General features: G+C 43.7%; 3 protein-coding genes. All 3 read left to right on the top strand.

What is annotated here, in order from left to right; genetic code table 11:
- Positions 1–1,997 (top strand): hypothetical protein (locus tag ACE1CM_RS34615; RefSeq protein WP_374883429.1); only part of this gene is annotated, 1,997 nt, incomplete at its 5' end.
- A 198-nt stretch (positions 1,998–2,195) separates the two neighbouring features.
- The gene (locus tag ACE1CM_RS34610; protein WP_374883428.1) at positions 2,196–10,859 is read left to right on the top strand and encodes a DUF5672 family protein; all 8,664 of its coding nucleotides are present in this window, start codon (positions 2,196–2,198) and stop codon (positions 10,857–10,859) included.
- Positions 10,860–10,866: 7 nt separating this feature from the next.
- The coding region (locus tag ACE1CM_RS34605; RefSeq protein ID WP_374883426.1) for an FkbM family methyltransferase at positions 10,867–16,475 on the top strand (5,609 nt) is incomplete at its 3' end.

Below are 16,475 nucleotides of genomic sequence, written 5' to 3'. Positions count from 1 at the left end.
TCACCGTCAGCGACCCGAAATTGGGCAGTTTAACCGGGCCTTCTGGCGACCTCAACAGCGACAGCAAATTGGATGTGGACGAAACCTGGACTTATACAGGTTCCTACACCGTCACCCAAGCTGATATTGACAATGGCAACCCGATTCCGAATACAGCGATCGCCGATAGCAACCAAACTGGTTCGGAAAGTGCCTCCGCCTCGGTGCCGGTGAATCAACGACCCGACCTTGACATTACTAAGACGGTCAGCAGCATCACCAATCCCAATGGCACTGCTGGTGGTACTACCGTTGACCAAGTTGGAGATGTTGTCCGGTATGCCATTACGGTGGACAACAACGGTAACACGACTCTGACTGGCGTGACGGTAACCGACAATCTGCTGGCGAATCTGGCCTACAGTAGTGGCGACCTCGACAGCGACAGCAAGCTGGATGTCAACGAAACCTGGACTTATACAGGTTCCTACACCGTCACCCAAGCTAACCTGGATGCTGGCGGCAATCTGCTCAATACTGCTTCGGCTGATAGTGCCCAGACTGGGTCGGAAAGCGCTTCTACTTCAGTGCCGGTTAAGCAGAATCCTGCGATCAATATCGACAAGGTAACGGTTTACGGAACTCAAACAGGCGACGGATTGACTGGTGTTGTAGCAGGTCAGCCCATCAGTTGGCGATATACGGTGACCAATCCGGGTAACGTGAGTCTCTCCAACGTCACTGTCAGTGATAACAACGGCACGCCAACTAATACGGCTGACGACTTCAACGCGACTTATCAGAGTGGGGATACTAACGGCGATGGCCGGTTGAATCCTGGTGAAAGTTGGAGCTATACAGCCTCTGGCACCGCTGTGGCTGGTAGCTACAACAACATCGGTACGGCGAGTGGTAGCATTGGCAGTACTACAGTCACCAATACTGACTCCAGTTCTTACTTTGGCACTGCTGATGTCGGTCAAATTGCTCCCACAGGGGTGACCTGTGACCAGTACATCCAAGGTACGGCACCTGACTTCAGCCAGTTCTATGCCTCTCAGGGGGGAGTCGTCCAATACAGTACCCAAGGCGGTTTGATTAACCAAACGAACCCAGGCGTGTTCTTCTACTACACGGGTCTTTCAAATACCATCAAGGGGTTTGATGGCTCAGATGCGGGTACTGCGCCGGACCAACTCACCGTCTTCATCGACCAGAACAACAACAGTAGTAACGTTAACCGATGGAATTTCGACGCCACCAAGAACGACGTCAAGCTCTATCGGGTCAACGATGTCAACAACAATGGCATCATCGACGCCGCTGATACCTGCGTACAGCAACAACTGAACAACAATCAGATCAGTATTGTCAACGGCGACGTGACAGTCAATTTCACACCCGCGACAATAGGCTCTCTATATGTAATTGGGGTGAAATACGACACGTCAACTGTGAAGGGCATCAATGTGGGCACGTCGAATCCGACGGTGAAGTACAATTTCAAGACCGATGTCGGCAATGACGGCTTCTTTGAGGAGACTGACTCCAAAGGAATCACCTTGCAGTACAAATTCCCGCTGAAGCTCCAAGGTGCTTCAACCGTTGGTGGTGCGAGGCTGACCCAAGCGGAACTTACGCCAGTTGTGGGTGCGGCGATTGATTACTGGGCGAAACAAGGTGCCGACCAACAAAGTTTGAACAAACTGAAGAACACCGATGTGCTGATTGGCGATCTGGGTGGCACGTTGTTGGGTACAACTGATGGCTCAACGGTGACGATCGATGATGATGCAAGTGGTTATGGTTGGTCTGGATCGCTGGATGGCGTCGCTCCTAACCGCGTCGATCTCTTCTCAGCTGTGACTCACGAATTCGGGCATATCCTGGGTTACGACCACGATGCGATGGGTGAAACTCTAGGTGTTGGGGAACGGCATCTGCCCCTGGATTTAGAGGAGAAAAATCTGTTCAAAGATCAATTCCTCAATTCAACTTCTGGGCGATCGCTGTTCTAATTTGGGGCGCGCTGATTCTGCCTGAAGTTGGGTAGAATCAGCAAATTACATCTGCTCCGAATCTCGTCTAAAACAAGCGTTTCACGGGTAATCTGCTTTGTGAAACGCTTGTTATCAGTAGGAGGTTTTAACGACAGATGAATAGAGATGAATATTGATTGTCTGTAATTCAACCAACTGCAATTCGCTGGAATTGTTATGTCAACAACAGACCACGCTCAAGTTCAAAATCAGTTTCAATTGGGTATAGAGTTTTACCAAAAAGGGGAACTGCAAGCAGCTTCACTTTGTTTTCAACAAGTGCTGCAACAAAAACCGCATCACGTTCATGCCCATTACAATTTGGGGATTATTTATCAAAATCAAGGGAATTGGATTAACGCGCTACAGCATTATCAAAAGGCAATTGAATTCAAACATGACTATACTGCGGCTTATAATAATTTGGGTAATCTCTATTTAGAACAGGGGCAGTTTCAAGCAGCTATTGATTGTTTCCTCAAAGCAATTCAATTTGAGGCTGATTATGCCCCAGCTTATAACAATCTGGGTAATGTCTATAAGGAACAAGGGCAGTTTCAGGCAGCTATCGATTGTTTTCAGAAAGCGATCGCGCTCCAAGCTGACTATACTTCAGCTTATAGCAATCTGGGTAATGTCTATAAGGAACAAGGCCAGTTTCAGGCAGCTATTGATTGTTTTGACAAAGCAATTCAACTCCAACCTGACTATGCCGATGCTCATTACAATAGGGGACACGCTTTACTTTTGTTAGGTGAGTTTCAGCGGGGGTTTTTAGAGTATGAATGGCGATTTGAAACCCAAATAATTAGCCGGTTTAAACCTAAAACTCCGATGTGGGATGGTTCTGAAATTGCGGGCAAATCTATCGTTCTCTGGAACGAACAAGGATTGGGGGATGAGATTCAATTTGTTCGCTATGCCCAGCAGCTGCAAAAGCAGGGAGGATTGGTTACTCTTTGCACTCATCCGGCTTTGGTTTCTCTGTTTCGGGAATGTTTGGCAGGCGAATTTGAGGTGATAGAAAAAAACAATTGCGATATCTATGCTTATGACTGCCAAGCTTCGATGATGAGTTTACCAGGGATTTTTCAAACTAATTTAGATAATATTCCTAACTCTGTTCCTTATATTTTTCCCCCTCAGCCGCTGCGTTCTGATTGTCTTCTACCCTTATCTTCTGGTTACCGCATTGGCATTGTTTGGGCAGGGCAAATTAAAAATCCTGATTACCGTAAGAAGTCCTGTTCTCCTGAATGGTTTATTGACTTGCTTGATATTGGCGATGTAACGCTTTATAGTTGGCAAGTGGGAGTAGATGCTGTTAAAATTCAGCCTTGGCTTGACAATCGGCGCGTCTGGGATTTAAGCCCTTTAATTCGTGATTTTGTTGATACTGTTTGCTTGATTGAGCAGTTAGATTTAGTTATTACTATAGATACCGCTGTGGCGCACTTGGTGGGTGCGATGGGTAAACCTGTATGGGTTTTATTACCTTTTATACCGGATTGGCGCTGGCAGTTACATTGTCAGGATAGTCCTTGGTATCCGACAATGCGGCTATTGCGCCAATCGAGTCTGGGAGATTGGGGGAGTGTTTTCCAGCAAGTAAAGGAGAAACTTGCAGAGGTGCTAAAAGGACAATCTCCTATTTTTGCTGTGGAAGCAGTCAAAGCATTGTCTGGTACGATTCAGATCGATACTAACAAGATTGCTATGAGCAAAGCTGAGGGGAAAAAATCTAAGCAAAAGTCTAATTCCCAGAGTCGCAATTCTGCCGGTGAGTGGGGAAGAGGGGATGCGCTCGCTAGTCAACAAATAAATCCTACCAAAATTCAGCAGCAGATTCGATTGGGAATCCAATATCATCAATCTGGGCAACTGCAAGCGGCAGAAGCTTGTTATCAACAGGTGTTGCAGTGGCAACCTAATGATGCAGATGCTTGGCATTTGTTGGGTGTCATCGCCTACCAACAGCAAGAATATTTAACTGCAATAGAACTCATTCAACGAGCAATTAAGCAGAACTCAGGAGATGCTGGGTTTTACAATCATTTGGGTCTGGCCTTTCAAGGGCAAGGGAATTTAGCAGCAGCAGTTCAATCTTATCAACGTGCGCTACAACTCAATCCTGAAGCTTCTGAAGCTCATCTTAATTTGGGAAATGTTTTGCAAGATCAAGGGAATTTAGCAGCAGCGATTGAGTCTTACCAGCACGCAATAAATCTCAATCCTAATTTACCAGAAGCGCACAATAATCTGGGAAATGTCCTCAAAGAGCAAAGGAAGTTAGAAGCAGCGATCGCATCCTACCAACGCGCCCTAGAATTAAAACCAGACTATACGAATGCCCATTACAATTTAGGTCTGGCGCTACAAGATAAGGGGGAACTAGAGGCAGCGATCGCATCCTACCAACGCGCCCTAGAATTAAAACCAGACTATGCTTATGTTCATTATCATTTAGGTCTGGCGCTGCAAGACCAAGGTAAGTTAGAGGCAGCGATCGCATCCTACCAACGTGCCTTACAATTTAAGCCTGACTATGCCCATGCTAAATTTGGCATTTGTATGAGTCATTTGCCTATAATTTATGCCAATTTTGATGAAATTAGTCTCAGACGAGAACGTTATCAGCAACATCTTGAAAGTCTAGCTCGTTTCTATCAAACAGCTTCACAAAAAGAGCGAGAAAATGCGGCTGATGCGGTTGGTTCATTACAGCCCTACTTTTTAGCTTATCAAGGTTTAAATGACCGGGATTTGCAGCAGATTTATGGGGAAATGATTTGTCAGCTGATGTCAAGTCGTTATCCCCAATGGTCGCAACCCCTGCCTCTTCCTGCGTTAGCACCCGATGAAAAAGTGCGAGTGGGATTTGTTTCGGGATGTTTTTATCGCCATTCTGTTTGGAAAATTCCGCTTAAAGGTTGGGTGGAAAATCTGGATAGAAATCGGTTTGAATTATTTGGCTATCATACTGGCTGGAAACAGGATGAGGAAACTGCTAGGGCGGCTCAAGTTTTTGACAAATTTATTCATAAAAATCTGTCTGTAGAAAAATGGTGTGAGATGATTTCACAGGACAAGTTACATGTCCTGATTTTTCCTGAATTCGGTATGGAACCGATAACGATTAAGCTGGGTTGTTTAAGATTGGCTCCGATTCAAGTGGTATTTGGCGGTCATCCTGAAACGAGCGGAATGCCAACGATTGATTATCACTTGAGTAGCGACTTAATGGAACCAGAAAATGGTCAAGAACACTACAGTGAAAAGTTAGTTATATTGCCTAATTTAGCGATTCATTATACACCCTTAGAGACCCCGCTGAAAGCAATGAATAAGGCGGATATCGGGCTGAAAAATGATGACATTATGTTTTGGTGCTGCCAAACTTTACAGAAATATTTGCCGCAACATGATGATGTTTTTCCCAGAATTGCTCAGGAGGTTGCTGGGGCTAAGTTTGTATTTATTGAGTACAGAAAAGGTAAATATGTAACCGAAGTCTTTCGTCAGCGTCTGAACCGCGCTTTTGAGGAGTTTGGACTGGATTATCAAGACTATTGTATATTTTTGCCTTATTTGGATGGTAGCACCTATGCTGGCGCGATCGCGCTCGCAGATGTTTTCCTCGATAGCATTGGTTGGTCGGGTAACAATACGACGATGGAATCGACTGCTTATAATATTCCTATTGTGACTTTGCCAGGAGACTTGATGCGAGGGCGGCATACGCTGGCTATCCTTAAAATGATGGGGATTGAACAGACAATTGCAACGAGGAAAGATGATTATGTCAAAATTGCAGTTCGTCTGGGTCAAGATTCCCAATATCGTCAATTTATATCCCAGCAAATTGCTGAAAATAAGCAGAAGTTGTATGGGGATCTTAAACCGATTATATCCTGGGAAGATTTTCTCTTAAATGTGGTTCAGAAAGATGTTAAACCTGTTGAAAAAATAGCAGCGGACAAACAGGATGCCCATCCCACAAGAAATATTCAGCTATCGGCACAATTGATTGAACAGCAGCTTGATTTTGTTAAACCTGTTACAGAAATAGCAGCGGACGGGCAGGATGCCCATCCCACAAGAGATATTCAGCTATCGGCACAATTGATCGAACAGCAGCTTGATTTAGGCATCGCGCATCACCAAGCGGGACGATTTGCTCAAGCACAAGCTTGCTATGAACAGGTGTTGCAGTGGCGACCCAATCATCCGGATGCTTGGCATTTGCTGGGGGTTATCGCCTACCAACAGGAGGAATATTTAACGGCGATAGAACAGATTAATCGAGCAATTGATCTAAATTCAAATGCTGCAAATTTTTATAATAGTCTTGGTAGTATCTATCATAAAATCCGTCAATTTGATCGAGCATTGGATTGCTATCAAAAGGTAATCCAACTTGAACATAACTTTTTTAAAGCGCATAACAATATTGGTTTGGTTTACCAAGAAAGTGGGAAATTGCCGGAAGCGATCGCATCTTATCAGCAAGCGATTCAACTGCAACCAAACTATGCTGAAGCTTACTTAAATCTCAGCATTACCTATGATAAACAGACGCAGTTAACCCAAGCGATCGCTTGCTGTCAAAAAGCGATTCAACTGCAACCTGAATATGCTGATGCCTACTGCCAATTAGGCCGAATTTACTCAAAGCAAGTTAAACCCAGAGAAGCGGTGCAATCTTACCAACGCGCCTTGCAAATCGCTCCGAATTATGATGTGGCTCACCACGATCTGATGTTCAGCTTGTTGTATTACAGTTGCGACTATGAGCCATCAGAGATTTATGCGGAACACCGAAAATGGGCCGAACGCCATGCAAAATTATTAGCAGAAGAGATTGCGCCTTACGATAATAATCTCACTCCAGAACGTCGCCTGCGTATTGGCTATGTTTCGGGGGATTTTAAAACTCATTCGGTTGCCTATTTCTTTGAACCCTTACTTGCTAATCGCAACGAGCGCGATTTTGAGGTTATCTGCTACGCCAACAACTCAACTATCGATGCTACGACGCAAAGGTTGCGGCAAATTGCTGATGGCTGGCGCGAGATTTATACGCTGAACGACGCACAAGTTGCTGAACTAATCCGCCAAGACAAAATTGACATCCTGGTCGATTTGTCTGGTCACACTATGGACAATCGGTTATTGGTATTCGCGCGCAAACCTGCACCCGTTCAAGTCACTTATCTTGGCTATCCCAGCACGACTGGACTCGATACTATTGATTATCGCCTGACTGATGCTTGGGCAGATCCACAGGGAGAGACGGAACATCTACACGCCGAACAATTGGTGCGTTTACCTCATGGTTTTTTGTGCTATCTTCCTGCTAGCAAGTGTCCCGATGTCAGTCCACCACCTGTGTTGAAAAGCAACCAGATTACTTTCGGGTGTTTTAATAACTTAGCAAAGGTCAATCCAGAACTGATTGGTTGGTGGGCGAAAATTCTTCAATCTGTGCCTAACAGTCGCTTGATAATTAAATCTAAGCCGCTAGTTGATTCTGACAATTGTGCATACTTGCATGGGCTATTTCAACAATACGGGATTGAGCGCGATCGCGTCCAACTCATTGGTTGGCTAGCCAATCAAACTCAACATTTAGACCTCTACAACCAGGTGGATATTGCTTTAGATACCTTTCCTTATCACGGCACAACTACTACCTGTGAAGCGATGTGGATGGGTGTGCCGGTAATTACCCAAGCGGGACAAACCCATGTCTCGCGGGTTGGGGTAAGTCTGCTTTCTTCAGTTGGTTTAGAAGCGTTGATTGCTGCATCATCTGAAGAATATATTCAAAAAGCAGTTGATTTGGCTAACAATAAAGAACAATTGCAAGAACTGCGAGCCAACCTACGCCACCGGATGCAAGTAGCACCCCTTACCAATGCTAGTCTAATTACCCGTTCTTTAGAAGAAGCTTACCGGGCGATGTGGCGACGTTTTTGCGAACAATCCCTAGTTGAAATGGTCAAGCTGGAGGGTTCCGAACAGACAATTTATGACCAAATTCAACAGCAGATTGAATTGGGAATCAAATATCATCAGTCTGGGCAATTGCCAGCAGCAGAAGTTTGCTATCAACAAATTTTGCAGTGGCAACCGAATCATGCGGATGCTTGGCATCTGTTAGGCGTTATTGCATCTCAACAAGGACAATATCAAACTGCGATTGAACGCATCAATCGGGCGATTGAATTGCAGCCAGGAACGGCTACTTTCTACAGCAACCTTGGCAATGCTTACCAAGAGCAAGGGCAGTTTCAGCAAGCAATTAAGTGTTACCAAAAAGCACTTCGACTCCAACCTGAATTTACCGAAGCAAAATTAAATCTAAGCATTGCCTATAAGCAGGCTCAGTTACCAAAAGTCCTCGACTGTTGCGTCGATTATCGGACTCAGCATTTTGAGTGGCATTGTCAATATATTTATGAAAAATATCTGAAAAATTGGCAGCCTCGCTCTCTGCCAAAAGAAAGTCAGTATATGGCTGTTATTGTTGAAAATCGCGCCCATCCGCTGCTGGCTTTGGCGATTAAAAATACCCTTTTATTGACGCCAGATGAAGTAGGATTACAAATTTTTTGTTCGGCATCTAATGTTGATTTTGTTCAAGATGTTGTCAAAGATATTGAGAATGTCAGAATCGTTATTTTGCCTGAAGTATCCAAACTAGACAACATGGGTTATTCAAGATTGCTGAAAACCCCCTCGTTTTGGGAAAGAATTCCCGCCGAAAAAATATTAATCTTTCAAACTGATACCATACTGACAGAACCTCTAGACCCTCGTTTTTTTGAGTATCCTTATCTGGGCGATCCGTGGTTACAAGAAGAGATTCAAGAACAATTTTATTTCTTTCATTTCGACGGCGAACGAAGATTACCAGTGCAACGAGATAGCTATGAAATTACTCGAAATGTAAGTTTACCAGTCGAAGAACGATGTCCAGTAGGTTTTGGCAATGGAGGCTTGTCAATTCGTAATAGACAAATCATGCTCGATATTTGTCGCCGATATCCAGATAACAGTGATTGTCCTGAAGATTTGTATTTTTCCTACCATGTATACAAGGATATAGAGACCAATCCTGGTCTACTAGAAGTGGCGCGAAAGTTTGTGACAGAAACCTGGTTTTCTCCAAATTCGGTAGGACTTCATGCTTCTTGGAAATACCTGAGTTCTGAAAAGCCAGCTTACTTTTTTGAAAAACATCATAAAAATATCCTGGCTTACTTTTATTCAACTCCAGATCCTATCGAAATCGCCAAGCAACTTGACCTAGCCATCGAACATCACCAATCTGGACGACTGCCAGAAGCAGTAGCGTGTTATCAACAAGTGTTACAACAGCAACCCGAAAACGCCAATGCTTGGCATTTACTAGGCGTAATTGCTGCTCAAATGGGCCAACATGAAACTGCTATTGAACGAATCAAGAAAGCGATTTCACTCAATTCACAATCTCCTAGTTTCTATCACAACCTGGGGAATGCCTATCAAGAGTCTGGGCAGTTATCTCAAGCGATTGAATGCTATCAGAAAGCACTTGAACTCCAAGCTGATTATGTGGATGCTTACAAGAACTTAGGCATGGCTTACAAGAAACAAGGATTGCCTGAAGCCATGCTCAACTCTGGCATTGCCTATCAATTGAAAGGAGAATTTGAGTTAGCGATCGCATCCTACCAGGAGGCGATTCAATTTCAACCCGACTGTGCTGTAGCTCATTATAATCTCGGTCGTGTCTACAAAGATCGAGGGCAATTAACTCAAGCCATCCAGTGCTTCGAGCAAGCGATTCAACTTAATTCCAACTATATTGATGCTCATTTAAGTAGGGGACTCGCATTGCTGTTGCTGGGTGATTTTCAGCAAGGTCTTTTAGAGTATGAATGGCGCTTTAAAACCCAACAATTTAACAACTTCAAACAACTGAAAGTCCCGATGTGGGATGGAGCGCCACTTGAAGGTAAATCCATCGTTCTCGGCAACGAACAAGGACTGGGAGATGCGATTCAGTTTGTCCGTTATGCCCCAAAGTTGCGAGAGCAAGGTGCAAGAGTTATCCTCAGTACTCATCCGGCGTTAGTTTCTCTATTTCGGGAATGCCTAAAAGGACAATTTGAGGTCGTAGAATCAAGCCACTGTAATGTTTATAACTACGATTGCCATGTTTCTTTAATCAGCTTGCCCCGTATTTTCAAAACGAGTCTGGATACGATTCCTAACTGTACGCCCTACATTTTTCCACCTCACCCATTGCGCGGCTATATTCTGCCCTCATCCCATTCGTACCGCATTGGGATTGTCTGGGCAACTGGTAAGCTCAACGCCCAACTTTATCGCCAAAAATCCTGTACACCTGAGTTGTTTATGGACTTGCTTAATTTGGGTGATATATCTCTCTATAGTCTGCAAGTCGGAGAAGATGCTTCCCAAATTCAGCCTTGGCTAAATCATCAGCGCGTTTGCGATTTGAGTCTGCTACTCAAAGATTTTGTGGATACCGCTTGTGCGATTGAGCAGTTGGATTTAGTCATTACCGTTGATACAGCCGTAGCTCATCTAGCGGGAGCAATGGGTAAACCTGTGTGGGTTTTACTGCCCTTTGTCCCCGACTGGCGTTGGCTTTTAGAGCGCCAAGATACCCCTTGGTATCCCACCATGGGATTGTTCCGCCAAACAAGTCCAGGCGATTGGGCGAGTGCCTTCCAACAGGTGAAGGAGAAACTTAAAGATGTTTTGAAGGGAGAATCGCCTATTTTTCCCGTAGAAGCAAAAATATCGAATAAATCAGTCTCAGGGTAATTTTGATATGAAACACCTCTATATTCACGTTATATCTTATTTCCAAGGAGATACAGGCTATAACATTCATGCCCGTGAGTTCACCAAGGCATTAGAAAAGGTGGTTTATGGCAAAAATGTTACTGTTATTAAAAGTCAGATCAATGATGATAAAGAATTAGAAAAGAATCGAAAGCTGCTGCTGGGAATCCAAGATTCAGCTAATATTATCAATATTTGCATTTCATACGGAAGTCAGTGTTGGCAATATTTACGTTTATTTCCTGGATTAAAGATTGCCTATACTTATTGGGAATCTACTAAGCTTCCTGATGATTGGATTGAACCCTTAAAACATTGCGATTATGTATGGACTGCTAGTAACTGGGGAAGAGAGATATTCATCCAAAATGGATTGAATTCCGAACAAGTATTTGTGATTCCATTAGGGGTAGATCCTAAAAGTTTTAATCCCCAGCAGCAACCCCATGCTGATTTATCAAAAATGAATGGCTTTAAATTTTTCAACACTGGAAAATGCGAACCTCGTAAAGGTACGCAAGACTTAATTGTTGCATTCGATTTAGAATTCCATAACAATCCAAATGTTTTCTTAGTCTTGGCAGCAGAAAATCCTTTTATTCCTAAATTTAATCTGCAAACATTCGTCCAACATCTGTGGTTGCGGAATTATAACAAGTTCTTGTATGTCTCAAAAGGGATAACCCATGAACAACTTGCACAAACTATGGCAGCTTGCCATTGTGGTGTCTTCCCGACAAAAGCAGAAGGGTGGGGACTACCTATTTTGGAATCGATGGCACTTGGGAAACCTACTATCGTGACAAATTATAGTGGCGTTACAGAGTATGCCAATGAGAACAATGCAATTTTATTAGACTACTATACTATTCCTGTGGATGGGCTGTTTTTCCAGCGAGCAGATAAAGACTATGGAATGTGGGCTTTGCCAAATACAAATACCTTGAGAAAAAAGATGAGGGAGGTATATGAGAATTACAGCCATTACCAAGAGAAATTTTTGACATCTTCAGTCGATGTAAGAGAACGTTGGTCTTGGCAGGCAAGCGCCCAAAAAGCTTGGGATTTTATTACCAACCTGATTGCAAAGGAAAAAATAATTCTCAATGGGGAATCATTGGTTATTAGTTTTGAGCAAATCGAAAAGCAACTTGACTTAGGTATTGAGCATCACCAATCTGGGCGATTAGCAGAAGCGGAAACTTGTTATCAACAAGTGTTGCAATGGCAACCGAATCATGCTGATGCTTGGCATTTACTGGGAGTAATCGCCTACCAACAGGAACAATATCCAACTGCGATTGAACGAATTAATCGGGGAATTAAGCTAAATTCAAATGCTGCCAATTTTTATAACAGCCTTGGTAGTGTCTATCAAAAGCAACAGCATTTTACTCAAGCACTGGATTGTTATCAAAAGGTAATCCAACTCCAACCAAACTTCTTTAAAGCACATAACAATATTGGTCTGATTTACCAAGAAATTGGGCAATTTCAGGAAGCGATCGCAGCTTACCAAAAAGCGATTAAACTGCAACCGAACTATGCCGAAGCTTACTTAAATCTCAGCATTACATTGGAGAAGCAAAGGCAGTTATCGCCAGCATTTGAATATTGTCAGCAGGCGATTCAGCTACAACCTGACTATGCCGAAGCACATTGTCATCTGGGGAAGATTCTCCACAGTCAAGGACAACTCGTTGAGGCAGTCGAATCCTATCAACGCGCCCTACAGCTCAAATCTAACTATGCCGATGCTTATGCCAATTTGGGAACCGTTCTGCAAATGCAAGGCAAGTTAACAGAGGCAATTCAGTCTTTCCAAAAAGCTCTACAACTGGAACCCAACCAATACCAAACCTACAACAATTTGGGAGGAGCTTTTCAATCGCAAGGGAAATTAAAACAGGCAATTGAGTTGTTTCAACGCGCTATCGAAATTAATCCTAGTGATGTCTTGGCTTACCAAAATTTGCTGTTTGGCTTGCATTACAGCAGCGACTATGATTTATCAGCAATTTATGCCGAACATAGGCAATGGGCTGCACTCCATGCAGATAGATTGGCAAAAGTTATTGCGCCCCACGATAATAATCGAAATCGGGAACGTCGCCTTCGGATTGGCTACGTTTCGGGCGACTTTAAAACTCATTCGGTGGCTTATTTCTTTGAACCCTTACTCGCAAATCGCAACCGCAAAGATTTTGAGGTTATTTGCTACGTCAATAACTCAAAAATTGATGCCACTACACAACGGTTGCGGCAACTTGCCGATGGGTGGCGCGAAATTTATGCCCTCGACAATGAGCAAGTAGCTGAACTTGTACGCCAAGATAAAATTGATATTCTGGTTGATTTGTCTGGTCATACTAAGGACAACCGCTTGTTAGTATTTGCCCGCAAACCTGCACCCGTGCAAGTCACTTATATTGGCTATCCCAACACCACTGGACTCGACACCATAGATTATCGAATTACGGATGCTTGCGCCGATCCGCAGGGAGAGACGGAACACCTGCACATCGAGCAATTAATACGTCTACCTCACGGTTTTTTGTGCTATTTGCCTTCAGCAGATTGTCCCGATGTTAGTCCACCGCCAGTTTTACAAACCGGACAGATTACTTTTGGTTGCTTTAACAACTTAGCGAAGGTTAACCCACAACTAATTAGCTGTTGGGCAGAAATTCTTAAAGCTGTACCTAACAGCCGCATGATAATTAAATATAAACCACTGGTTGACCCTGACACTTGTGCATACGTGCATGGACTTTTTCAACAGCACGGAATTGAAGAGAATCGGGTTGAACTGATTGGTTGGTTGCCTGATAAAAACCAACATTTGGCATTGTACGAACGGGTGGATATTGCCCTCGATACTTTTCCCTATCATGGTACAACCACTACTTGCGAAGCGATGTGGATGGGGGTGCCAGTTATTACCCAAGCGGGTCAAACTCATGTGTCGCGGGTTGGAGTGAGTCTGTTATCATCAGTGGGTTTGGAAGAAGCGATCGCTCAATCTCCCCAAGAGTATATTCAAAAAGCGATCGCTCTAGCAAACAACAAGGCGCGACTACAGGAACTACGGGCAAACCTGCGTAGTAGAATGCAAGCAGCACCGCTAACTAATGCTAGTTTGATTGCCCGTTCTTTAGAAGAAGTTTATCGGACAATGTGGCGGCGTTTTTGTGACCAAACCCTACTCGAACCTGACGAACGGTTAGTTGCGATCGCAGGAGATGTTAAAGTTTGCGTGAAAAACGATCTCACCAGTCTGACAACTTATATCTTGTTAGAGCAAGGAGATTGGTTTGAAGCAGAGATGGCATTTATTCGCCAGCTAATTATCCCAGGAATGCACATCCTAGATATTGGCGCGAATCATGGAGTTTACACCCTGACTATCGCTAAGTTACTCCAAGGACAAGGGCAAATCACTGCATACGAACCAGCCAGTTCAGTTGTTTCGCTACTGCAAAAAGGGGTAGAAGCGAATGCACTAAATACTGTACAAATCGTCAACGCAGGTTTATCAGATCGCCAGGAGCAAGCGACTTTCTTCCTGTCAGCGAACAGCGAACTAAATTCCCTACAACAAAGCAGTTCTCAACAACTACAAGAAACAATTCAACTGCTAACCCTAGATGGAGAATTAGCAAAGCGAAACTGGCAATCAATCGACTTTATCAAGTTAGATGCAGAGGGAGAAGAAGCCAAAATCCTCGCAGGGGGTGGACGCTTTTTTACCGAGCAGTCTCCTTTGATTATGTTTGAATTCGCCCATGGTAAACAGAATAACCTGTCGCTCATCGGGCTATTTCAGGATCTCGGTTATGACATTTACCGCTTCGTCCCCGGTATAGGATATTTAGTGCCTTTGGATGTGAGTCAGCCAGTTGCTGGCTATCAGTTAAACCTGTTTGCTTGCAAACCAGATCGATCGCGACAATTAGCCGAACGCAAACTGCTTGTCAGGGAAGTGTCGGACAAGTCAGAGATGCCGAAGCGAGATTATTGGATAGATGCGATCGCCAGATTAAATTATTCCATTCCCTTCCTCAGTCAGTGGCAAAAATATGCCCTCAATTCCCATCCTGACAATCAATTTTACCTGGAAGGACTCAATTACTTTTTTATAGCTAAAACAACTAACATTTCACCGACAAAGCAGTTTGCAGCATTACAACATTCCTTTGAATGTCTTGAGCAAGCTGTTCGCGCTAAATCATCTTTCCCTCGACGTTGTACCTTGGCGCGAATTGCAGCAGAGTTAGGACATCGACAAGTCAGCGTCCAAATACTCCAAGAATTGGTCGCCACTTTTAGTTCTGGTCAATCTATCGTAATAGACGAGCCTTTTTTACCTGTAAGCCAGCAATTTGACAATCAGCCATGCAACAATAATCTGTCAGATTGGCTTTTCGTTAGCATTTTAGAAACCTACGAAAACAGCCGCACATTCAGTTCTTACTTTTCCCCCCATAAGTCGGTATCCCTACTCGAATCGGTAGTTCAAAAACCCTTCCATAGTCCTCAAGTACAACGCCGATTGTGGTTTGCCAAGCAACGCCTGAAAGATTGGCAATATGCCATGCAAATCTATCAAAAAGATGCCAATGCACTCAGCTTAGGTTTGGGTAATTATTATTCAGAAATCACCAAAACGCTCTCTTGTAGCCGGAATAACCCAGCTAACGGCTTTTTCTCTATTCTTTCAGGCTGTTTTTGGGGATTGATCGATTTATGCAATCTAAATATTATACCAGATAAAATAGACTTGTCCGATGAGTTTATCGCCTACAGAAATCCAGAGCAAATCCAAAACAAAACCGATCTGTATCCTAATTATTTCACAAGTCGCACTGACCAAAAAATTGAAATAAATCGCCAACTTTCAAAACACGACCATCATGGCATTTATAAAAAGTATGATTTTGCCAGCTACAACTTAATCGTTCAAAAATACTTCAATTTGAGCCAATCTATTTTAGATATCCAAGATGCTTTAATTGCCAAGTATCAGATAGATTTGTCAAAAACAATAGCAGTCTGCTATCGAGGCACTGACAAATATACAGAAGTCCTATTAGCCGCTCCCAACGCCTATTTGAATCTAGCTGAGAAGCTGTTACAGCAGCATCCAGAACGCAAAATATTAATCCAAACCGATCAAAAACAAGTTCGGGATTTGTTTGTCAACTATTTTAACGAGAGGTGTTTCTTTTTTGAAGAAATGCCAGTGACAGGTGGGGGAAGAGTTTTACACGCAAATCCCAATCTTTTAGAGGTTGATAAATTTGAATTTGGCAAAACTCTTTTGGCAGTCACTCATTTAGTTTCCCGATGCGATTTGATTGTGAATCATACTGGAAATGTGGCGGCTTGGATTTGTTTGTTTCGAGGCAATGCAGATGGCGTATTCCAGTTCGATCGGGAAGGACAATTAATAGTTCCTAATCAACTGCGCTTTGGAGATCCCCCCCATCCCCCCTTGACAAGGGGGGTGTGCCCCCATCCCCCCTTGATAATGGCAGATCCCCCCCATCCCCCCTTGACAAGGGGGGTGTGCCCCCATCCCCCCTTGATAATGGC

It is taken from the genome of Microseira sp. BLCC-F43, assembly GCF_041929235.1.
Lineage (GTDB): Bacteria > Cyanobacteriota > Cyanobacteriia > Cyanobacteriales > Aerosakkonemataceae > Microseira.
This window is presented reverse-complemented; position numbering and strand designations above follow the sequence as displayed.

What these genes read in the sequence shown, in the direction of transcription:
- ACE1CM_RS34610 (WP_374883428.1), top strand. Translation starts at nt 2,196, where the DNA reads ATGTCAACAACAGACCACGCTCAAGTTCAAAATCAGTTTCAATTGGGT.